Consider the following 21,262-nt stretch of genomic DNA (forward strand, 5'->3'; position numbering starts at 1 on the left):
TAGGAGTCATTGAATATGCCCACGAAGACCACCGTCCCGGCGTCGGCCGCGGATAAGCAACGAGTACTCGCCGCCGGGCTGTTTGCCCAGGCGATGCAACGCAACTCCACACTGGGTCGGCTCTCCGGCCCGATGCCCAAGGGCGAAGCCGCGGCCGGCGAAGTCGTACGCAAGCAGACGGCTACCGACATGCCCATCGTCAAGTCGATGGACTTGTCCCGCGGCAAGGGTGACGAAGTCGAGTTCCAGTTCCTGCAACCTGTCGGTGCCTATCCGATCATGGGCAGCGAGCACGCCGAAGGGAAGGGGACCGGTCTGAGTTACGACACGTCCCGCGTGCGGGTGAATCAGGCGCGCTTCCCCGTGGATCTCGGCGACACCATGACCGCCATTCGCACACCGGTGGATTTCCGCCGCGTCGGTCGGCCGGTCGCCCAGTCGCTGATGGATAGCTACATGGACCAGTCCTTGTTGGTTCATATGGCTGGCGCCCGCGGCTTCCAGGACAACATCGAGTGGCGCGTGCCGGTTGCCGATCACCCCAAGTTCGCGAGCATCGCGATCAACGTGGTGCGCGCGCCGACCAAGAACCGTCACTACATCGCCGACGGCTCCAATGGCATCAAGCCGTTTGCTGTCAATGCCGGCGAGATCGATCTGGCGAGCACCGATGTGCTCGAGATGGATACCGTTGACGGTATTCGCACGGTCATGGAGTCGATCGCGCTGCCGCCGCCGGCCGTGAAGATCCCTGGCGACGTGGTGGCCGAGGACTCGCCCCTGCGCGTGCTGCTCGTGTCGCCTGCGCAGTACCACGCATTTTCTCAGGATCCGAACTTCCGTCAGTTCCAGGCCAGCGCAATGGCGCGTGCCGCCAAGGCGAAGAACCACCCGCTGTTCCTGGGCGAGTGCGGCCTCTGGAACGGCATCCTGCTGATGAAGATGCCCAAGCCGATCCGCTTTTACGCGGGCGACACCATCAACTACTGCGCGAGTTTCACGAGCGAAGCCGAATCGACCTGCACCGTGCCGGCAAGTTTTGGCACCACGCACGCCGTTGATCGCTCGATTTTGCTGGGCGGTCAAGCCATCGCACAGGCATTTGCCGCCAGCGGCCATGGCGGCATGCCGTTCTTCTGGAAGGAGAAGTCGTTCGACCACGACGACAAGATGGAGCTCTTGATCGGCGCCATCCAGGGCATCAGCAAGGTCCGCTGGTTTGTTGATCAAGGCAATGGCCAGAAGCACTTCACCGACCACGGGGTCGTTGCCATCGACACGGCCGTTCGCATCATCGGCGCCCGTCAGTAACCAGCAATCGCAACTGGTGGCAGTCGCGAAAAGGCTGCCACCAATCAAGGAGATCTGAAGAATGGCAACGATCACAAAATCCGACAAGGACGCACGCGTGCGCCTTGGCTCGACGCCGTGGGGCAACCTCTCGGCCCTGCGGTATCACTTTTCAACCAACGCTGCCGGCGCCGTCATTGGTTCGGACACAGCCGCGGCCGTGGCGAGTGGCGACAAGATCAAGGTCGGGCTGCTGCCGGCGGGATTCCGGATTGTGGATTCATTGATCATCATCGCCACGGCGATGTCTGCATCGGTGACCGCGAAGGTGGGTTTTGAGTACGCCGATGGCGTCGACGTCACGGCAGTCCCGCAAGACGACGACTACTTCGGTGCTGCACTGGTCATGAGCTCGGCAGCACGGCTGCGCAATGCAACCGCGAATCCGTCCGCGGTTCTGCCGAAAGAGGCCTGGCTGACCGTCACCACCGGTGGGGCCGCGAATGCGAAAGCATCGGCGGTTGAGGTCGTGGTCTTCGGCATTGCCGAAGGCGTTGAATAACCGCTGAGCGAATCGGGAGCAGGGGCCTTGTGGCCTCTGTTTTCATGGAGGGTATATGGAACGAGCACTCATCGCGCGCGTTGCGCACGAGATCAATCGCGCCTACTGCGCATCGATCGGCGACCCGTCGCAACCGGAGTGGGAAAGTGCGCCGGAATGGCAACGCGCGAGCGCACTGGCGGGTGTCGATATGCACCTTGCCAACCCCGAGGCGACGCCAGAGCAATCGCATGAATCCTGGCTTGCGCAGAAGCTTGAGGACGGCTGGAAGTATGGCCCCGTGAAGGATGCCGACAAGAAGGAACATCCCTGCTGTGTGCCTTATGCGGAGCTGCCGACCGAACAGAAATCCAAGGACTATCTCTTCCGCGCGGTTGTACACGCACTGAAGGACCTCCCCGACACTGTGCAGGTGCAACAGCCTGCGCCGACGCGCCAGTTGAGCGCAGTCCGCGCATTGCGCGACGCCGGCGCCGATATCGTGTCGATCACCTATCGCGGCCGCAAGGTCTATCGAGACCGGACCTCGATACGCGCGACCTGGCAGCCCGGCGAGACCAAGCGCGTGCCGACGCGAGACGCCGAGATCCTGTTGCGCTTCATTGAGTTCGCGGTCGCTGCCCCTGACGAAACGGAAGCGCTGCCTGAGTCGAACGAAGACGACGATGTGGCGACGCTGGTTGCCTCGCAGGCCCAGCGCGAAGACGCCGTGCGCCAGGAGCTCGAAGGCACGCTGAATCTGGTGGAGACCATGGACAAGGACGCGCTCGAAGCCTACGCGGCAAAGTACGAAGTCAGCCTGGACAAGCGTCGCGCTGTCGCAGCCCTGCGCACCGAAGTCGCTAACCTGATCGAGCAGTTCGGGGTTCGCTGATGACCCTCGCGGATCTGATCCGTCGAGTGCGGGTTGCCGCTGATGATCTTCGTGTGCCCTATTTGTGGCGTACCGAGAACATCACCGACTGGCTCAACGACGGTGAAGCGGAGGCCGCCATTCGAGCGCGGCTATTGCGTGCAACGCCTTCGACCGCGTCAAGCCTGTGTGAAGTCGCGTTTTCTGCGAACGTTGCGGAGCGCGAGATGGATCCTGCGCTCTTCGAGATCAGCCATCAGACCTGGCGACCGCTCAACGGCGCCAGGTCATCGCCGCTCCGCCTTGTCTCGCGCGAATGGATCGATGGCCATCGTCCAGACTGGCGAGACTTGGATCCGGATGATCCGCAGTTCTTGGTCCGCGACGCCAATCTGCTGCGGCTTGTGCCCGCCCCAGGTGTTGGTGGCACGTTGCTCCTCGAGGGCTATCGACTGCCACTGCGTCAGATGGTGAATGACGACGACACGCCGGAAATTGGAGGCGTCCACCACATCCACCTTGTGCAGTGGGCGCTCTACAAAGGGTATTCAATCCCCGACACAGAAACGTACGACCCAAATCGGGCAGCTCGCGCCGAAAGCGAGTTCTCGCGCTACTTCGGGCCTCGTCCTGATGCCGATTTGCGTCACGCCGGCAGGGCTGACGAACCCCATCACAACATCGCCTGGTAGGTCTTCACCCCCTGTAGGGGTCGCGGCGCTCAGGGACTGCGCGCGAGACTGCGGACATTCGATTTCAGGATCTGTCCGCCGTGCCCGAACACGACATCAACGTGGTGCTAGCCCGCCTATCAGGCTTATCCGAAGACGTCGGCGAGCTCAAGACCACGCTGCGCGAGATTGCCACGGCCGTGACGCGACTCGCGCTCGTTGAAGAGCGACAAAGCCAGACAAACGAGGCGCTTGGCCGTGCCTTCAAGCAGCTCGACAAAGTCGAAGGCCGCGTCGCTGCAATTGAGCGTGACATGCCCATTCAGCGCAAGACAAGCGGATGGGTGCTGTCGGGAGTGTGGACTGCCGCAGGCCTGGCCGTGCTTTTCATTGCGAAGAAAGTGGGGTTCATCTGATGCGATTCCGATACCTGTTCATTTTCGGCGGCAGCGCCATCGTGTTGGCGGCCTTGTTTGCAACCGACCCCGATCAAGGCATTTCGACGGGCATGCTGCTGCTGGGCCTGGTCACACCACTGCTCGCGCTGGGGTTCGCACACTACGGCCGAAAAGCGACGCACGACTACCCTGAAGCTGACGCGCGCAGGTTGTTTGCAAGAGCCAGTGAGAGTCCGACCGGGGCAGGGCTTGCGCTCGTGGCGCTGGCCATCGTGTTTTACGGGCTGGTTGGGCTTTTCGGATCGGTCGCGCACGGCCAAGTGCCCGCTGCGGCGCACCAGCACCTCTTGGGACTCCAGGCCGAGATCCGCGCCCACTTCAACGGTCACCCGATGCCTGAGTATTTCGGCGGGCTGATCGAGCACGAGAGCTGCATCAGCCTGACACACAGTCGGTGCTGGTCCTCGAAGTCACGCCTCAAGACGGCACGGGAGGAGGGTGCCGGCCTTGGCCAACTGACGCGAGCGTGGCGTCCGGACGGCTCACTTCGATTTGATGCGCTGGCCGAGATGCGCGATCGACATCCGGCGCTGCGGGAATTGTCGTGGCGCACGATCTACGACAGGCCGGAACTGCAGATGCGCGCCGTCGTGCTCAAGGTCCGCGATGACTACACGACGTTGCGCGTGGTCGCTGACCCGCTTGAGCGGCTGGCAATGACTGACGCAGCCTATAACGGCGGGCTTGGCGGGCTGCAGCGCGAGCGCCGGGCGTGCCAGATCAAAGACGGCTGCGACCCGCAGCGATGGTGGGGGCACGTTGAGCATACATGCCTCAAGAGTCGCACGCCGCTCTACGGTAACCGTAGTGCCTGCGACATCAACCGCCACCACGTCGCCGACGTGATCCAGCGGCGAGCGCCGAAGTACCGCGCCCACCTCGGGAGCGCGTCATGGGAATCGTGATCGATATGACCGCCTATCGCGCCGCAATGCGCCCGGCTGTGTCGGACGCCTGCCGCTGGCACGCTGCAATCGAATCCATCACCCGCAGCAACATCCGGCTCGCTGCTGCGTGGCAGCGGGTACTCATTCGCACCTGGTTCGGGGTGTGACGTGAAAGAAGCGTTGATTGTTGCTGCCTTCGCGTTCCTCGTGTGCCTCGGCTTGCTGATCGCAGAAGAGCGCGATCACGCCGAGACCAAACGCCTGCACGCCGAACAGATCGCCGACCTGGAGCGCGCCGGGCGCGAAGCCGTCGAAGAAGCACGGATCGAAGAGCAACGCAGATACACAGCACTGCAGGAGATCGCCCATGAAACCCAGACCCAACTCGATCGCGCTCGCGCTGACGCTGCTGGTGCAGCTAATGCTGGCGACAGGCTGCGCAAGCGTATCGCCCAACTCACCGCCAGTTGTCGTGCAGGCACCGGCCATCCCGGATCTGCCGCCCCAGGCCAGACAGCCGATGTCACCGCCGATCTGCTCGCCGACGTGCAGCAGCGGCTTGACGAAGCTGCGGATGCAATTGCTCGACATGCTGACGCCGCTCGGATCGCCGGCCTTGCCTGCGAAAGCGCCTACGACGCAGTGAGTGCTCAGTGATGCAGCGCCTGAACCTCACGATCCGACGCGGCGCGACCATCGCACTCCCCATCCGGGTCGAGTCGAGCGAGCTGGCGTACGCCCAGATCACTGCGATCCAGCGCACCGCCCCGGTGAGCATCACAGCCACGGCGCACGGTGTCCCGGACGGCTGGCGGGCGGCAGTGGCCAACGCGGTGGGGCTCACCGAGCTCAACGCCGAGAACAACCCACCCAAGGACGCCGAGCTGCGCCTGGTGACCCGCGTCGACGCCGACACCATCGAGTTCAACAGCGTGAATGCGGCTGGCTACCGCAAGGCGCACGTCGCCAGCACCGGGCAGCTGGTGTTCTACAAGCCGGTGGATCTGTCGCTCTACATTGGTGCGCGGATGGAGTGCAAGGATCGGGTAGGCGGCACGCGCCTGGCCCTCTTCGCTACCCCTGCGACCGTTACCGATACGACCAACGGCGCCCTGGAGCTCGATACGAGCAACGACACGCTGTGGCTGCGCCTGACCGACGAAGAGGCCGAGGCCATCGACTTCGACAAGTGCGTTTTCGACATCGAGCTGCTGCGCGCCAACGGCGACGTGGAGCCCATCTGCACGGCAGACAGTGTGCTGACCGTGCTCCCTGAAGTTACGACAGCGGAGTGAGAGACATGCAGACATTTATTGGAACCAAGCTGATCAAGGCCACGCCGATGACCCGCTTGGAATACAACGAGTACCGCGGCTGGACGCTGCCCGAGAACGAGAACGGCGCGGATGCCGGCTTCCTTGTGGAGTATCTGGACGGCGGGCAGGCCAACGATTCGCGGCACGTCGGCTACATCAGTTGGAGCCCGGAGGCGGTGTTCGAGCGTGCGTATCGACCCACCAACGGCATGACCTTCGGCCTCGCGATCGAGGCGCTCAAGGCCGGCAAGAAAGTGGCACGTGCCGGGTGGAACGGCAAGGGCATGTGGCTGCGCTTGCTTGACCCTTACGCGCCACACCCGGACATGCTTGCGGGTCGTTGCGACGGTGTGCGAACCAACCCGTATTTCAAGGCGGCAGACAATAACACTGAGGCCAAGGGAACGATGCTGTCGTGGATTGGCATGAAGACGGCGGACAACATGTTTGTACCCTGGCTTGCAAGCCAGACCGACATGCTGTCAGAAGACTGGGCTGTGGTGGAGGGCTGACCATGTACGACGTAGTCATCACATTCAACGACGGCCGGCAGCGCTACTACGAGGGCGAGCGCGTGGCCGCGAGCAACTTCGAAGCTGAGGCCCTGAGCAACTTTGTCAGCTATGGCTGGTTGAAAGCCCCCGGAGCGGCCGGCGCCCCCATCCCGACCGGCGTCGCTGTGACGCTGGACATCCAAGACGGCCAGCTCGGCCACGACAGCGAGGTACTCTGACATGGCCAAGAAAGCCGACAACGCATTCTACGACGCAGCGCTGGGCTGGCTGCGCGACAACACCATCCGCATGGCTGCCTGCTCGGCCGAGCCCGCGAACTACGCAGGCATCGCCGCGGTGAAGCTGGCTGAAGCGACCCTGGCCTCCGGCGACTTCACCATCGCCAACGGCGACACCTCGGGCCGCAAGGTCACCATCGCGGCCAAGTCGGGCGTCACGATCGACACCTCCGGCACCGCGAACCACATCGTGCTGCACAACAACAGCGCGATCCTAAGCTACGTCACCACCTGCTCGAACCTCGTGCTGACGGCCGGCGCCGGCAACACGGTGAACTTCCCCAGTTGGAAGGTCGAGATTAACGCTCCGACCTGATCATGCGGATCCATTTGAACTGCTGGCTCGTCGCGCTGTGGTTCTGGGGCGCAAGTCGCTTTCGAGCGGCGATCTGGACCCGGCGCAGCTTGCACTTCGGCGGGCTGATCCCACACGCGGGGACGGCCCAGCGGTTCGGGTGGCGTCGCTTCATGGCGCTTGAGTATGTGCCGCCGCACAAGCAGCTCTGGACTGTGCGCAACTGGCTGCTGCTCTTTGATGGGGCGTACCGCGTGTGGGAGTTTCGAGCAGTGCGCTGCAGGCGGTTCAGCACAGCAGCCGAAGCGATGGCGTTCATGAAAGGAGGGCGGTGACGTGGTGCAACTTGCGCTCTACAAGGGCCGCGGCAGCCTCGGCAACGCGCTGATCCGGTGGTGGACCAAGTCCGAGTATAGCCACTGCGAGGTGGTTGCTCTCAGTCAGTACGGGTATTCGTCGAGTATCCGCGACGGTGGAGTACGAATGAAGAGGATCGACTGGAATCCAGAGCATTGGGACTTCATCGAGCTGCCCTGGGCCGACATAGGTTGCGTTACCGAGCTTTACGTGAAGACCGCCGGAGAGCCCTACGGCTACTGGGATCTGCTGACGCGCCAGATATTCAACCGCCCCGGCGACGCCCCAGGCTGGTTCTGCAGCGAGTGGTGTGCCGCCGCGCTGGGGTTCGCCAGCCCGCAGATTTACTCGCCCGCGTTACTCGCGCAGGCCTGCCGAATGAGGAACGCAGAATGACACACGACGAGATCCGAGCGGCCATCGCCGCCGACGAAGTGTTGCAGGCCCTGGTGCCCGACACAGCAGCACTTGCCGACGCTTTGTCGGCAGGCCGCACACGGTTCGTACATACCGAGATCGGCGTCGGTACGATCATCGAAGTGCTCGGGCTGAGCTCCGCGAACGCAGTGCTCGATGTGATCTACAGCGCCCAGGATTACCGGCACGTCAAGCCGCTGCTCGATCAAGGGCGTTTGCGGCTGGACAGCGCGTTCGTTCGAGCCACGCTTCAGGCGATGGTGCCGGCGCTGCTCACTCAGGGGCAGTGCGACGCTCTGCTGGCCCGAGCGCAGGCACCTGACCCCATCAGTGAGTTCGATGTGCGCTGTGCGATCTTCAACGATGACGGCACGCTGAGGGTATAACGATGGCGCTCACAAAATCCAAAGCAACAATCGTCGCCAGCGCAAGCAACGCTGCTGGTGCAACAACCCGCGGCACGCTGAACGTCAACGACAAGTACGGCGGCATCGTGACGATGAAGATCACGAACGGGGGCACAGGGCCGACGGTGCAGTGCGAAGGGCGCGTTATGGTCTCGCACGAGGACACTCTGCCGACTGCCGGGGCTGCAGGCGCCGACTGGAAGACGATTTGGCGGTTTGGCGGCGGTGTAATAGCAAACCAACCCACCGAGCAGAGTTACACGTTCGGTCCTGAAGTCCGGCATGTCCAGATCGAGTTCACCGGCAATACAGGCCAGGCCGTGACCGTCGAGGCTGTTGCGTCGCTCTATGCGGTGTAAGCGTGACCGCGATCATCATACCTCGTAGGCACTACAACCAACCACAAGGACGGGTGACGATCGCGCCTGGGTGGGAGAGCCAGGTACTATCCTGTTCGATCGGCGGTTCCTTTTACAACGTAGCCCGTCAGGAGTTCGACACTAAAAACGGTGTCGAACCTGGCCTTAGTCAAGCCGGGACTTGCGACGCCGCAAACGGGGCTGACCCATACATTTCAGAGCCAGCAGGGCCTGGGACTGAGTTCATCGTATTGTGCGTGCTTACCCCGCGTGGTCTGTCAGGCATTAAGCAGATATTTGCTTGCGACAACGTAGCCAACCCCGTCAATCGGCGGCTGCAATTCAGAACAAACGGCACAAGTTTGGAGATAGTCAGGTTCAACACTGCTGTGGAGCCGTTCTCCGTGTCGCTACCCATAGGAATCACAGATCGTGGTGTCGGCACAGTTGTTGGGTGGTCAAACGGACTCACATTCGGGGCAATATCGCCGTCAGGCGAAGTGATTGGCACCATGACGGGCGCTCCGAGCGCTTGGGGGCAGAACGCCAGCATTGCGCGCTGGTACTCCCGAGTGACCGAGGGCCTGACGCGCGAACCCTCGTCGCATATGGCTGCGCTTCGTGCGGTTCTAAGAGACCCCGGCGTGCAGGAGGTTCGCAGGGCGCTGCAGCAGAACCCCTGGCAACTATTCCGCGCAGACCCAGTTCGGATCTACAGCCTGGGCGCCGAAGGGGTGTTCAACCTCGATATTTTCAACGCGCTGCACGCGCACACCGCGCCGACTATCGATCTGTCGGCCCTGCTCAATTTGGTCACGACGGACGGCACGCACACCCACACGGCCGACAGCGTCACGCTCGGATCTGCCCACGCGCTTGTTCCGGCCAGCGCCACGCACGCCCACTCAGCAGAGGCCCTAGACCTCTCGGCGGGCCTCGCACTGACCGTCGCCGACGCCCTGCACGCTCAGCAGGCTGACAGCCCGACCCTGACCGCTGCACACACCCTGAACGTCGCAGCGTCGCTCCACGCGCACACAGCCGACCAGCTCCCTGTATCGGCAGCCCTGACCCTGGCCGTGGCCGCCGCGCTGCACGCACAGTCGGCCGAGCGCCGGCAGCTGACATACCCAGGCCTCTTCGCTCAGGATGACTTCTTCGGCTCGTCGGCAGATACGGAGTTGTCGGCGCACAACGCGCAGTGGGTGAAGCACCCGAGTTACAGCAACACGACCACGGTGACTGCCTCAGCCTGGGTTATTGGACCCGCTTCAGGTAGTAGCGCGTACTACCGTACCGAGGTCCCGAGCAGTGCGGACTATGCAGTTAGGGCGAAGATCAAAGTGCTGAGCACTGGTGCATCAGGATACCCAGGCCCGGCGGGACGTATGAGCACGTCGCAAAACACGATGTATGTGGCGCGATATGGCAACGGCAACTGGCAGCTATTTCGGGCACTGAGCGGGACGTTCGCCATCTTGGCGCAGCAAGCACAGAGCTTCGCCAACGGAACCGAACTAGACATCGAACTGCGCATGCAGGGTGACAAGATCCAAGTGTATGGGAACGGCTCGCTTGTCATCGACTACACGGACACCACCCCGATTCTGGACGTGGGGCGTGCGGGGGTTCGCCTGCTCGGAAATGGTAGCGCAGGCTCCGAGCTCGACAACTTCGCCGCCCACACACTCTCCGGAGTCGCGGCGGACCTCAGCACGAACAACGCGCTGCACGCCCACACTGCCCAGACCCCCACGCTCGGCTCGGCACACACCATCGCCACCAGCAACGCAGCGCACGGCCAGGTCGCGGATACAGCAACGCTGAGCGCCGCACACTCGCTCATTGCCAGCAACGCCGCACACACTCATGTCGCAGGCTCCCCGACGCTCGATGTTGGGTTGTCCCTGGCCCCGGCCGACGCGGTACACACTCACCTCGCCGAGAGCCTCGCGTTGTCCGCGGCGCACAACCTTGTCGTAGCCGACGCACAGCACGACCACAGCGCCAGCACAGTTGCACTGTCGGCTGTGCTGAACTTGCTCGTCGACGCGGCAGCGCACGCCCACACGGCCGGCAACTTGACGCTCGACACCGCCAACGCTGCGCAGCTCGTTACCCAGGACGCCACCCACGCGCAGGCAGCCGAGCAGTTGGCCCTGAGCACCGCACTGACGCTTGTTATGCAGTCGGCGATCCACACGCACGGCGCGGATGCGGTGACGCTCTCGGCGAATCTCGGGCTGTCGATTAGCGGCAGCATGCACGCCCACACGGCGGACAACGTCTCGGCGGCGTCGGGGATCTCGCTGACCGTACAGAGCGCGTTCCACGCACACGTCGCTGATGGCCTGGCACTCGATGCTGCACTGTCCCTGGCGATCCACGACGCGCTACACGCCCACTACGCCGACGCGCTGACGCTCACCACGCTGGTCAATTTGCTGGTCAGCGACGCGATCCACGCACACCAGGCAAGCAACCCAACGTTGTACCTGCCGGTGCCGGCCGCCGAGCTGCTGCGCAAATCTGTGTTCGTGCGACTCGCCGAGCTCGTCGCTGTGACTCGACTGAGCCGGCAGGGTGCGACCACCCGAGTCTCGGACGAGCGGGCGTTTGTTCGGGTCGATGACCCGATGACCAACTTCACGAGGCACTGATATGGTCAATGACCTGCCATCGCTAGGTCCGTTCGCCGGTATGAATAACCGCCTACCTGACCATCGGCTGAGGATTGCCGACGGTGGCGACTACCTGCGCAACGCGATCAATGTCGACATCACCGATGCCGGCACCATTCAGCGGCGCAAAGGTAGCACCCTGACTCAGGCCGGCAGCGCCTGCCACAGTCTGTGGGCAGACGGGCCTGCGGCGTATTACGCCGACGGCGACACGCTCTACAAGTGGCCCCGCACAGCGGTTCGATCCGGGCTATTGCCGGGCGCTCGGTGCTCGTTCGCCAAGGCCCCGGACGGCTGGGTCTATTGGTCGAATGGGGTTGTGCTGGAGCGCACCAAAGGCGCCTCCTCAGAACCGGCAGGGATCGCCGTGCCGAATCCTGCGCCGAGCGTTACTGCAACTGTAGGTGGCGCCCTGCCGGCCGGGTATTACCAGGTCGCAATCACTGCAGTTATGGACGGACGCGAATCCGGAGCGACGTGGCCGGCTCAAGTGGCGGTTCCCCAGGGTGGCGTGGTGCAAGTCACAGGCATGCCCGCCGGATTGAAGAACATCTACATGTCGTCGCTTAACGGGGACGTGTTGTTCCACGTGGTGACCACAACATTCACAAGCTACGCGTTCCCCGTGATGCCCAGTCTCGGGGCGCAGCTGCAGACGCTGGGCCTGAGCCCAATGCCGGCCGGGCACATCGTGCGGTGGGACAAAGGGCGCCTGGTAGTCGCACAAGCCAACGTCGCGTACATCTCGGAGCCCTACGCCCCAGGCTGGTTCAGCCCTGGTCGCGGGTATTTGCCGTTTCCGGGGCGGATCACGATGTACCGCCCGGTCGACGGAGGCAGGTACATCGCTACGCACGACAAGACTTGGTGGCTGCCTAGCGGCGACGTCGAAGCAGGGCAGCTGGTCGAGGTGCTGCCCTATGGAGTCGTGGAAGGCACCGACGCGACTGTCGAGAACAGCACGGACGTGTTGTGGTTTTCGACACGGGGAATGGTTCGAGCCAGTGCGGGTGGAGAGGTCAGGAACATCCAAGAGAGCAACGTCGCAGTGGGCGGCGCGCAACGCGGCGCAATGCTGTGGCGTGAGCAGGACGGAATGAGGCAAGCGGTGGCCGCGTTGCTCGGGGTGAGCGACACCCTGGCTCCGGCCCGGACATACATTGCGGCAGACGCCGCGCGTGAAGGAGAGATGCTGTGATTACAACCGAAGGTGCAACCTATCTGGCAGGAGCCGGCGTCAAGGGAACCACGCCAGTGACTCAGTGGTATGTGTTCCCGATCAAGGGCAACTACACACCCACTCCGGCCGACGTTGCCGCGACGTTTCCGACGCTGGCGCAAGAATCCACGGCTTACGAAGGATCAACCCGGGCGACCATCACTTTCGGCACGGTCACGGCAGGAGCGGTAGATAACTCCGCGGCTCCGACCACACTGACCGCGACCGCCGACGAGACGTGGTACGGGGTGGGCGTGTCGTCCGTGCCGACGAAAGGTGCCCTGACCGGTGTGCTGCTGCACGTCCAACGATTCGCCACACCGCGGGCCATGACCACTGGGTCGAATCTGCAAGTGCTGGTCGAGCTGGAGCTTGTGCAGCCGACCCCGTAACACATGATCGACGCCCACATCCTCGTGCACGACGGCACGAAACCCGAATGGCTCGATCGGTGCCTCGCCTCGTTCGAGGGGGAGCCGATCGAGCCGCATATTGTGCGCAACGGCCCGAACATCGGGGCTGGGCGCGCGACGGGCTATGCGCTCGGGCGGCATGCGTTTGTGACATACGTCGATTCGGACGATTACCTGCTGCCCGGCGTAGGCGACGTATGCTTGCTGGCGTTGGAGCGACACCACGCAGTTGTGACCCGCGAATGGGTCGAGTATGAAGACGGGCGCCGACACCCTACGCCGGCAGTCGGGCACAGCCTGGCAGTGTACCGCCGTGCTGATGTGCAGCCGCTGCTACCTCACCTGGCGACTGTTGTGCGTCATGGGAACCGACTGATCAGTCGGCAGCTGCAGCCGGTGCAGCTCGACTTCATTGGGTATGTGTGGTCTCAGCACAAGACGAACACGCACAAGCAGTTCAGCAAAACCGAGTTTGACAAAGAGGTGGCGCGATGCCCCTGGTGACCAAGATCATCATCGAGTTCAACCCATATTCGACGGGCTCGGCCAACGTCCTGTCGGGGTTTGAACTGCCCGCCTGGGAAACCGCCACGTTGGCGTCGACAGCCACTGCCATGACCGGCTTTACTGTCGACGGCGACAACCTCGTCATGGACTCGATGCTCACAACGGCCCGTGCTGAGTTTGACGCACCGGCCGGGCTCGGAGTCGATGAGCCATTGCCGACCGACATCCGCGTGACGGGTTCGACGGACGGCTACGGGGACGTGCCGTACAAGGTCTATTTCGTCGCGTGGGGTGCAGAGTTTGCTGTCGCAAACAACATGCTCAACACGGCGAACGGGATAGACTGGGAAGCGCTTGTTGAGCCGACCGTAGAGACGGTGTCCGGCACGCTGGAACTTGGCGGCGGTGTTTTGGAGACCGTTACGTTCGTCGAGGATGTTGATGGCACGCTGGTGGCTGTTGGTGCCAGCACTACCATGCAGATGTTCGTCGAGACAGTGTCCGGCACCCTGGAGCTTGTCGGCGATGTCAGCACCTGGTTGGGGTTCGTCGAGGCGGTGTCCGGCACGCTTGTTGTGGCTGGCGCCGCCGAAGAAACTGCGACCATCCTTGAGCGAGTCGCTGGGCGGCTTGTCGTTGCAGGTGACGTCACGCTTCTGGGCACGCTGCACGTCGTGTGGGTGAGCAACGTCGCAACGAACGCGTTCAGCCGGTACGAGAACTACCCATACGACAGCTTCGCAAAGATCAACGGGCGCTACTACGGATGCACCGCAGACGGTATCTACGAGCTCGACGGCGAAACGGATAACGAGGCCCCGATTCAGGCGATGGTGAGCTTCGGCAAGCAGGACTTCAGCACGTCAGCCTTGAAGCGCGTGAGCAACATCTACGTCGGCACGAGCTCGGGCGGCAAGTTGTTCGTGAAAGTGTTGGTCGAGGGCGAAGAGTACCTGTACCAGGCGCGGGACGGCTCCGAAGAACTCCAAGTACAGCGCTTCGACCTCGGCCGCGGACTGCGAGCTAACTACCTGGAGTTTGAACTCTACAACGCCGATGGCGACGACTTCGAGCTGGCCTCGGTCGAGTTCGTGGCCGTACCACTGTCGCGGAGGATCTGATGGACCACAAGCGCCCCAAGCTGTGGAACGGCCCTCACGCGCTCGGCGAGGGGCTGGTGCGCGGGCTTGAGCTGACTGGAGCGCCATATCTGAGCGCGCGGGCGGGCGATGTGTACGCGGGGGTGATGCAAGGGAAAGGCGAAGTGAAGTTTGGGGAGGAAAAAGCGGGGGACATTATCTTCACGCCCGTGACGGGGGTGCTTTCCACGGGAAACCTGGAGACAGACCAAGTTGGATATGCTGCTCCGTATGTAGATGAAGAAGGGGCCGCGATTAATCCGCCGCTGGGCACCGAGACGCTTAACCCCAAGCAGTACAGCTTTTATAACCAGGAGCCTCCTTTGAATGCGTGGGTGGCCAAGGTGCGCGGCAAATCCACCAGACTTGAGCGTGAGCACACTCGCTTGTACGGGGGTCGCACCTGGTTCGGGCGCAGACGAAAGCGAGTGCTGTCGTGGAGCGGGCCGTCATCACGGTTTGACCATCCCACTGTGTCAAGCATCGCCGGGTGGGGTATCGCCCCCAGCGCGCTGGTTACGGTCCGCAGCATCCTCTACGATTCTTCGGCCGACGAGTACCTGCGCACTTGGCGTTATGCGTCGTTCCCGGACGTGCTGGTGTTCGAGGATGAGCGCGTGGTGTTTGACGCGCTCGAAGCTGGGCTTGCCACAGCCACCACGATCCCAGCCACACCTGTCCTAACATACAGTCGCGCAGTAATGGGGGCAGCCATCTACGAAGGCAAGCTGCGGGTCGTGATGGGGACCGGGCGTAGGCAGGCGACACACACCTTCACCTTCTATGAAGCCCCGCTGACAGGCGTAGGGGTTGCGGACTACACCGAGCTGACCGAGATCGCCTCGTACTCCAGTGCACATACCATGATGTCTGACTGGTATTTCGATGCGAAGGGTGAGAACGCGGTCTGCACGTTCGACACCGGGGAGGCCTACTCGGTGGTGAGATTCAACGGACTCAGTTTCGAGGTGGTCCAGTCGAACACGCACGTCGAAACCAAGATCACCTCGAACCCGCAGATCGACCCGCACGGGACCACCACGTACACCCTCCACCTGACGAAGTCAGCTCAGACGTTCTACGCCGACTACGCAGAGACCACCCTCGTGACTGCGCAATGCCTTCCCTATGAGGAGGTGTCCACCATGACATATACCATGGACGAGGCTGGGGGCGATGAGGGGCAGCCGGATTCAAGCACCAACATTGTAGCCGCAGTCAGCCAGGAGCTGGTGCGGGACTGGACCATTACGCACGGAGGCATCAAGTCCGGGAGTGGCACGCTCACGCTGCCAGCAGGAATGGGGTCGGGCACCGGGTCGGCCACCAACAGCTTCGACGGCACGACGCTTTTCTACACGCACACCCACTCTGGATCTCGCACCGAGCAAGCATTTTCACTTGTTTTCGTGGATGCGAGGGTGGATGCAGCAGTGGTCCTGTACCGGGAGTCCGTCGCGACGTGGGAGTTCTCCACTGTGCTGGAGGACGTGTGGGGCACCATCTCGTATCCGGTGTCTGGGCCAGGCACAACGACGTACCGCTACATGCTGAAAGGGCGGATAGATGGTGCGAGCTACAGCGCTACCTTGGAGGAATACACCGTAGCGGTGGCGGAGATGGATGAGTTCGTTCCACTGGCCAGAAGCAATCTGTACGCGCCAGGCTTCACCGGCACGCAAGTTTCAACACAGGCGTCTATGGTCGTTCCGAGCGTGCCAAGCTCTCTGGCATCTTCCCTCGGGGTTGCGGGGGAACAGCACCTTTACGGGTACGTGCACGCCAGACTTTCGTCTGCCACAGATCCTCCCGCGCGGGTGTTCGACCGGGCGTATTTCGCGTCAAGCTCAGTCAAAAAGAAGATTGAGAGCAAGTTTCCAGACCAGCTGAGTACGCTGCTCTTTACGAATATCGCATCCGTATGACGGGAGCCAAAATCATGTCAGCAGAAGCACAAGTTATCGCGATCATCGACCAAGCCTTGGCGGTGGCGCAACAGAAGGCCGATGAGTCGGCAAGCTACGCCGATCAGGCGATTACAGCGTCTAGTGGCTTTGCAAGTACGAATCCGGTGCTTGTGTCGTTCACACCGAAGAGCAACCTGGAGCCGAGTGTCCTGATCCCTAACGCTGCTGCGGGCGTCGATGGGGCACTGTACGACTCGACTTACGGGCGCATCCAGGCGGATCTGACCGGAGCCTTTACGAACTTCTTCGTCGAGTATTTCCCGAACGAGTGCGACTACCTGGCCAAAGCCCAGAGCGCGTTGTGTGCCATGCTTGACGGCAGCACCGGCATTCCCGCGCATGTCGAAGAGCAAATATGGCAGCGAGACCGCGCACGAGTGCTGAACGAAGTGGGGCGCTCCCATCGCGAGGTGTTGGCCACGTTTGCCGGTCGCGGGTTTCCGTTGCCGCCAGGTGCGGCTCAGCACCAGCTCAGCACGATGCAGCAGGATGCTCAGGATAAGGTGGCGCAGCAATCCCGTGACGTGGCCATCAAGCATGTCGAAATCCTGATCGAGAATCTGCGTTTCGCCGTGCAGCAGGCGCTCGACTACCGCATCAAGGGGATCGCAGCGGCGGCTGACTACATCAAGACGCTTGCGATCGGACCCGAGATCGCCATGAAGCTGGCGACAAGCGCAGCCGATGCCCAGGCGCGGCTGATCGGCGCAGCAAATAGCTACTACGGCAGCCGTATCCGCGTAGAAGAGCTGCGGTTCGAGGCATTGAAGTGGAACAGCAACGTCCAAAACGCCGCACAGGCGGTCGACGTGAACGCCCACGCTGAGCGACTGAAGGCGCGTGCGCAGGTGCTGGCCCAGGCGGCGCAGGCTGCGGGCACTCAGGCAGCTGCAGCACTCAACGCGGTTCATGCGTCCGCGCAGGTGGCTGTACAGGCTGAGAGCGCTTAACCCCCTATAGGGCTGGATCTCCAATTCGAGTCAGGGGGAGTATCCGGCAACCGCCACTCAGGAGTCAGTCATGTTCGGATTGAATCGCAACAACAGTACCAAGCGCGAGGCGCAGCCAGAGAAGAAGGAGCCGGGACTTGGCTTGATCAGGGGGCCTGGAACCGGCACGTCTGACAGCATTCCCGCCAAACTCCCTCGTGGCAGCTACATCATGCCGGCAGACTCGACCGACCAGATCGGCGCAGATCGTCTTGCTCAAATGGGTGCGCGAGGGCTGCCCGGGTTCAATGGGATGCCGCGCGGCAAAGTCGATGCCCGCGTCAGCAAGGGCGAGTTCGGCATGCCGCCCGAGCAGGTGCATGCGGTGGGCGTTCAGGCGCTTGACCAGCTTCGCGATGCGACGCATGCGCCTAAGCTCGGGTTGCCCGGCTACAAGCCCAAGACCCAAGGAACCGAGTCGAAGGAGCCGGGACTCGGCTTGCGCCGCCCACCCCCGGCCGCGCCGGCACAGGAACCGAAGCTCGGACTGAGGCGCCAACCCCCGGCCGAGCCTGCGCCTGCACCCAAGCTCGGGTTTCGGATGCCGGATGGCAGCCTTCCCTTCAAGATTGAGGAGCAGGCGCCCGGGCTCGGGCTGAGGCGGACGCCGCCGGCAGAGCCTGCGCCCGCGCCGAAGCTTGGCTTGCCAGGTTTCAACAACCGACGTTCTGACGCCACGCCGCAAGAGCCTGGGCTTGGCCTTCGCCGGCCGGGCAGTCGGCAGCCACTCAATTTCGCCGACGGCGGGATGGTCGACGATGAAACTCGGCTGCGATCAGCGCCAGGATCCTCCTTCACTCGCTCGCCCACCATGGGCGAGACAATGAACCAGACGAACACCCAGCGCGCCGAGCGCACCGGCACCGGTCTGTACGGAACGCCACGAACCGGTGCGCAGATTGCGTCCGATCGCGGCTTGCCCGGCTACCAGGACAGGGTGAATGCGATTCCGGGGGCGTCCCCGTTTCAGCTGGAGACATCGGCCCGCCTGAGTAACCCTCAAGGGGCGACATCCCCGCTTGCTGGCACAACCACTCAACCCACCTCCAAGTCGGTACCCAGCGCCCCTGCCGCCGGTGTCGCCCCCAGCGCAGTCACCACCCCCAGCACGCCCTTCGCGGACTGGCAGTCAAGCGCTTCGCAGCAGGAACGCGACAAGGCCGCTGACGGCTATCGTGAGGCATGGCAGGCGCAGGCCCCGCGCGGGCTTCAACGCGCCGGCCGTGACGCGACAACGCTCTACAACGCCGAGCAGGCGACTCGCGGTACCGGCATCACGGCCACACGAGGACCGAACGGCGTCATGTCGTTCTCGGGCGACGGCGCCAATGCCCTGCCGCAGTCCTACACCCAGGGCATCGACATGAACCTGGGCAACGAGCGCATGGCCAGGGCCAATCAGATCCGCGCCGGCATGGGTGACCTGCAGGCGCAGCGCGACTTTGGCAGCGGTGCCGCACTCTCTCGTCAGATGTCGCAAGAGGAGATCGAGCGCGGCCTGCTGACCGGCAGCAGTCGAAGCGGCCGACAGGTCGCAGCTGGCCTGATGAATAGCCGGCGCGAGGCCGAGATTGCCCAACAACAGCAGGCGCTCGAGGGGCAGCGGTTTGGCCTGGATCGCCAGCGGCTGGGTATTGAGCAGCAGCGCGCCGAGACTGACGCTCGAGCCCGGGGTTATGAGCTACGAGGGCTGGAGCGTATCGAGGGGCTGCAACAGCAGTTCGAGACGGAAACGGATCCGGCGAAACGGGCTCAGCTGGCGGAGCGGCTGCGGGTTCTGACCGGCCGTGAGCGCGATACGGCGGGTCTCGAGAAGGCTCGCATCGATCTCGTTGGGAACCTGTACAAAACCTACGCCGAGCAGAAGGCATACGATAAAGACAACAAGATGCCCCTGTTTGATCAATGGGCCGCGCCAGCGCTGGGGATGGCTGGAGGAGGGCAGTCTCAGGGAGCAGGGCAGCAACAATCTTTATCGCGCCCGGTGGGCGCCACATCGAGGGTCGGTGGTAGAACTGCTGTGTGGGATGGCGCTAAGTGGGTAGAGAGGACTTAGCTTAGCGCGGGGATGGAGGAGTGATGATGCCGTTCTCCCAATCCGGAGTCGGCTCATTACCGTACAACCTGTTGCACGCCTGAAAAATTTGGATGGCGGCGGAAGACATGCTGGTCTCACGGCCTTCCGCCGCAAAGCACTCGTCGGTCGAGTTGTACTTGGAGAAGAATCCCCGCCCCGACCCCCACTTTACGCTGTCAATGCCTGCGGGGTACTTGTCGTGGCACGCACGGATGGCCGCATGGAGTACCTGCTGATGGCGCACTCCTGGTACGGACTCGATGATGCACTCCGCAAAATTCCCAGCACTGGCGACGGCCGGCGCGAGTAGGGCAGCGAGGGCGAGCATCCTAGTTGTGGTCAAAGCTCGAAAATATAGAATTGGCGATAGCCTAGGAGATGAAATGCTTGGCCTTGTCGAGCAAAAGTCTTGCTTTTGCAATGGCTTCGCTGCATTTTTCGCCAGATAAGTCTTTGTTTAACTCATAGTCTGCGTGAACTCTATACGGCTTCAATACACCTCGGGCCATATATCCTATCTGCCGTATTTTCATGTATTCAGACGAATGTGTTGTTTCGCAGCTAATCAGTTGACTATAAAGTCGGCTATGACTGCCTTTTGCATTCGGATCGGCTGGCGGCAGGGTCAAGCTGTCAGCCAATCCAAGCGCGGTGTGATAAACGGCGTAATAGCTTCGACTGACTGCTGTTCGATTTACGATTTCATCGTTGAATCCAGTCTCAATAATACGTTCAGCGAATTTCAGTAAATCTGCAGGAGTATTCGCCATTAGTGATCACCGGAACAAAAGCCAACATGGACGAATGAATGAGGCGAGTCCGGCAGAGTGGCAAAAAGCCGAGCACTGTACTCCCACTCGAGTTCTGCCAGTACTTCTGGTCTTTGTTTCACCGGAAGATGGATGGTCATCGTCTTGTCCAATGAGTACACAAAGAAAGATGGACCGCCGGTCGTAAGCAGCCCTCTCTCTCGCAGCAATTCACCAGCTAAATCAAGCATAGGAATCACGTCAGTGGACGATACTCCATGGGCGTCAAAGACTCGCAAGGCATCTCCCGCAATTTCTATCCGGCTATCCACGAACATGGCCCTCCTAAAATCTAAAACGCACCAGACACAATTGCCGGCAATCTCTTGAGAGGACACATCTTCATCGCTAAGCTGAGAAGCGTATTTCGCAGCCTCAGAGAAAAATCCGGACGTTATTAGCGTATTTATATTGTATGGAAGGCGTTCACCAGATTGAGATGTGTTCAGTGACTTCCTGACAGCGTCGATAGCTGCTTCATATTTTCCGGCAACCATAAGCAGTGACCCAAGATAGGCAAAATGCGCCATCACATCATGAGCCTTAACTGCGTCTATCTGCCTGCGAAGCCTGCCCAAGAGCAATTCATCGCGAACTATTGTCCCGTTACCACGTAACGCGTTAAGCTCGTCGATGAACTTCTGAGTGTCGAGTTGTGGGAGCGGCATTCGGCTAAAATCTATTCCGAGAACATAACAGCGATTCAGCCCAAGCTTTGCGCCTGAGCCCTCCGGGTGCGTTGAGATTAGCACTTTTTGAGAGAGCAATATGTGGATAACTCCCCTGGCTGTGGATA

Annotated in this window: 26 protein-coding genes; 24 read left to right on the top strand and 2 right to left on the bottom strand. The window is 62.0% G+C overall.

The genetic code is table 11. The annotated features are described in order from the left end of the window. Positions 1-15 precede the first annotated feature (15 nt). The 24 genes from DNK49_RS19045 (at position 16) to DNK49_RS19155 (ending at position 19,636) form a co-directional block, all read left to right on the top strand. On the top strand, positions 16-1,311 hold the full coding sequence (locus DNK49_RS19045; RefSeq protein WP_110528381.1) for a phage capsid family protein: 1,296 nt from the start codon (positions 16-18) through the stop codon (positions 1,309-1,311). 61 nt (positions 1,312-1,372) lie between these two features. Continuing rightward, a complete protein-coding gene (locus DNK49_RS19050) occupies positions 1,373-1,852 on the top strand; it encodes a hypothetical protein (RefSeq protein WP_110528384.1) in 480 nt (159 codons plus the stop codon). Positions 1,853-1,907: 55 nt separating this feature from the next. Beyond that, positions 1,908-2,726, top strand: coding sequence for a RyR domain-containing protein (locus DNK49_RS19055; RefSeq protein WP_110528387.1), 819 nt, complete (start codon positions 1,908-1,910; stop codon positions 2,724-2,726). Next, entirely contained in the window at positions 2,726-3,397 is a 672-nt protein-coding gene (locus DNK49_RS19060) for a phage adaptor protein (protein WP_110528390.1), read from the top strand. Before DNK49_RS19055 ends, DNK49_RS19060 begins: the two co-directional genes overlap by 1 nt. Before the next feature lie 80 nt (positions 3,398-3,477). Then, positions 3,478-3,792, top strand: coding sequence for a hypothetical protein (locus tag DNK49_RS19065; RefSeq protein ID WP_110528393.1), 315 nt, complete (start codon positions 3,478-3,480; stop codon positions 3,790-3,792). Next, complete coding sequence (locus DNK49_RS19070; RefSeq protein ID WP_110528396.1) at positions 3,792-4,739, top strand: lysozyme family protein; 948 nt, start codon at positions 3,792-3,794, stop codon at positions 4,737-4,739. Before DNK49_RS19065 ends, DNK49_RS19070 begins: the two co-directional genes overlap by 1 nt. Continuing rightward, a complete protein-coding gene (locus tag DNK49_RS24160) occupies positions 4,727-4,888 on the top strand; it encodes a hypothetical protein (protein WP_165843384.1) in 162 nt (53 codons plus the stop codon). Before DNK49_RS19070 ends, DNK49_RS24160 begins: the two co-directional genes overlap by 13 nt. A 1-nt stretch (position 4,889) precedes the next feature. Beyond that, positions 4,890-5,378 (top strand): DUF2514 family protein, encoded by a 489-nt coding sequence (locus DNK49_RS19075; RefSeq protein WP_165843385.1) that lies wholly within the window; start codon positions 4,890-4,892, stop codon positions 5,376-5,378. Then, the gene (locus DNK49_RS19080) at positions 5,378-6,016 is read left to right on the top strand and encodes a hypothetical protein (protein ID WP_110528402.1); all 639 of its coding nucleotides are present in this window, start codon (positions 5,378-5,380) and stop codon (positions 6,014-6,016) included. Before DNK49_RS19075 ends, DNK49_RS19080 begins: the two co-directional genes overlap by 1 nt. A gap of 5 nt (positions 6,017-6,021) precedes the next feature. Continuing rightward, the gene (locus DNK49_RS19085) at positions 6,022-6,549 is read left to right on the top strand and encodes a DUF2829 domain-containing protein (RefSeq protein WP_110528405.1); all 528 of its coding nucleotides are present in this window, start codon (positions 6,022-6,024) and stop codon (positions 6,547-6,549) included. 2 nt (positions 6,550-6,551) lie between these two features. Continuing rightward, positions 6,552-6,770 carry a hypothetical protein gene (locus DNK49_RS19090; RefSeq protein WP_110528408.1) on the top strand — a complete coding sequence of 73 codons (219 nt, stop codon included), beginning with the start codon at positions 6,552-6,554 and terminating at the stop codon, positions 6,768-6,770. Between the two features lies 1 nt (position 6,771). Next, entirely contained in the window at positions 6,772-7,146 is a 375-nt protein-coding gene (locus tag DNK49_RS19095; RefSeq protein ID WP_110528410.1) for a hypothetical protein, read from the top strand. A gap of 2 nt (positions 7,147-7,148) precedes the next feature. After that, positions 7,149-7,460, top strand: coding sequence for a hypothetical protein (locus DNK49_RS19100; protein WP_110528413.1), 312 nt, complete (start codon positions 7,149-7,151; stop codon positions 7,458-7,460). Between the two features lies 1 nt (position 7,461). After that, positions 7,462-7,878, top strand: coding sequence for a hypothetical protein (locus tag DNK49_RS19105; RefSeq protein WP_243632447.1), 417 nt, complete (start codon positions 7,462-7,464; stop codon positions 7,876-7,878). Next, positions 7,875-8,285, top strand: coding sequence for a hypothetical protein (locus DNK49_RS19110; protein WP_110528416.1), 411 nt, complete (start codon positions 7,875-7,877; stop codon positions 8,283-8,285). The genes DNK49_RS19105 and DNK49_RS19110 overlap by 4 nt, the downstream gene beginning before the upstream one ends. A 2-nt stretch (positions 8,286-8,287) precedes the next feature. Beyond that, entirely contained in the window at positions 8,288-8,665 is a 378-nt protein-coding gene (locus DNK49_RS19115) for a hypothetical protein (RefSeq protein WP_110528419.1), read from the top strand. A 644-nt stretch (positions 8,666-9,309) separates the two neighbouring features. Beyond that, entirely contained in the window at positions 9,310-11,325 is a 2,016-nt protein-coding gene (locus DNK49_RS19120; RefSeq protein WP_133255128.1) for a hypothetical protein, read from the top strand. A 1-nt stretch (position 11,326) separates the two neighbouring features. Next, positions 11,327-12,544 carry a hypothetical protein gene (locus DNK49_RS19125; protein ID WP_110528425.1) on the top strand — a complete coding sequence of 406 codons (1,218 nt, stop codon included), beginning with the start codon at positions 11,327-11,329 and terminating at the stop codon, positions 12,542-12,544. Continuing rightward, entirely contained in the window at positions 12,541-12,957 is a 417-nt protein-coding gene (locus DNK49_RS19130; RefSeq protein ID WP_110528427.1) for a hypothetical protein, read from the top strand. The genes DNK49_RS19125 and DNK49_RS19130 overlap by 4 nt, the downstream gene beginning before the upstream one ends. A gap of 3 nt (positions 12,958-12,960) precedes the next feature. Further along, entirely contained in the window at positions 12,961-13,482 is a 522-nt protein-coding gene (locus tag DNK49_RS19135; protein WP_110528430.1) for a glycosyltransferase family A protein, read from the top strand. Then, positions 13,470-14,606 carry a hypothetical protein gene (locus DNK49_RS19140; RefSeq protein ID WP_110528433.1) on the top strand — a complete coding sequence of 379 codons (1,137 nt, stop codon included), beginning with the start codon at positions 13,470-13,472 and terminating at the stop codon, positions 14,604-14,606. The genes DNK49_RS19135 and DNK49_RS19140 overlap by 13 nt, the downstream gene beginning before the upstream one ends. Continuing rightward, a complete protein-coding gene (locus DNK49_RS19145; RefSeq protein ID WP_110528436.1) occupies positions 14,606-16,549 on the top strand; it encodes a hypothetical protein in 1,944 nt (647 codons plus the stop codon). The genes DNK49_RS19140 and DNK49_RS19145 overlap by 1 nt, the downstream gene beginning before the upstream one ends. Before the next feature lie 14 nt (positions 16,550-16,563). Beyond that, positions 16,564-17,541 carry a hypothetical protein gene (locus DNK49_RS19150; protein WP_133255129.1) on the top strand — a complete coding sequence of 326 codons (978 nt, stop codon included), beginning with the start codon at positions 16,564-16,566 and terminating at the stop codon, positions 17,539-17,541. 70 nt (positions 17,542-17,611) lie between these two features. Beyond that, positions 17,612-19,636, top strand: coding sequence for a hypothetical protein (locus tag DNK49_RS19155; RefSeq protein WP_110528442.1), 2,025 nt, complete (start codon positions 17,612-17,614; stop codon positions 19,634-19,636). Between the two features lie 392 nt (positions 19,637-20,028). Here the strand turns inward: DNK49_RS19155 and DNK49_RS23945 are convergent, their stop codons facing one another. Beyond that, on the bottom strand, positions 20,029-20,427 hold the full coding sequence (locus DNK49_RS23945; protein WP_133255130.1) for a hypothetical protein: 399 nt from the start codon (positions 20,425-20,427) through the stop codon (positions 20,029-20,031). Next, positions 20,427-21,134: a hypothetical protein gene (locus tag DNK49_RS19165; protein WP_110528448.1), complete on the bottom strand. Its 708-nt coding sequence runs from the start codon at positions 21,132-21,134 to the stop codon at positions 20,427-20,429. The genes DNK49_RS23945 and DNK49_RS19165 overlap by 1 nt, the downstream gene beginning before the upstream one ends. Positions 21,135-21,262 lie beyond the last annotated feature (128 nt).

The organism is Parazoarcus communis SWub3 = DSM 12120, assembly GCF_003226565.1.
In the GTDB taxonomy this organism is placed as follows: Bacteria; Pseudomonadota; Gammaproteobacteria; order Burkholderiales; family Rhodocyclaceae; genus Parazoarcus; species Parazoarcus communis.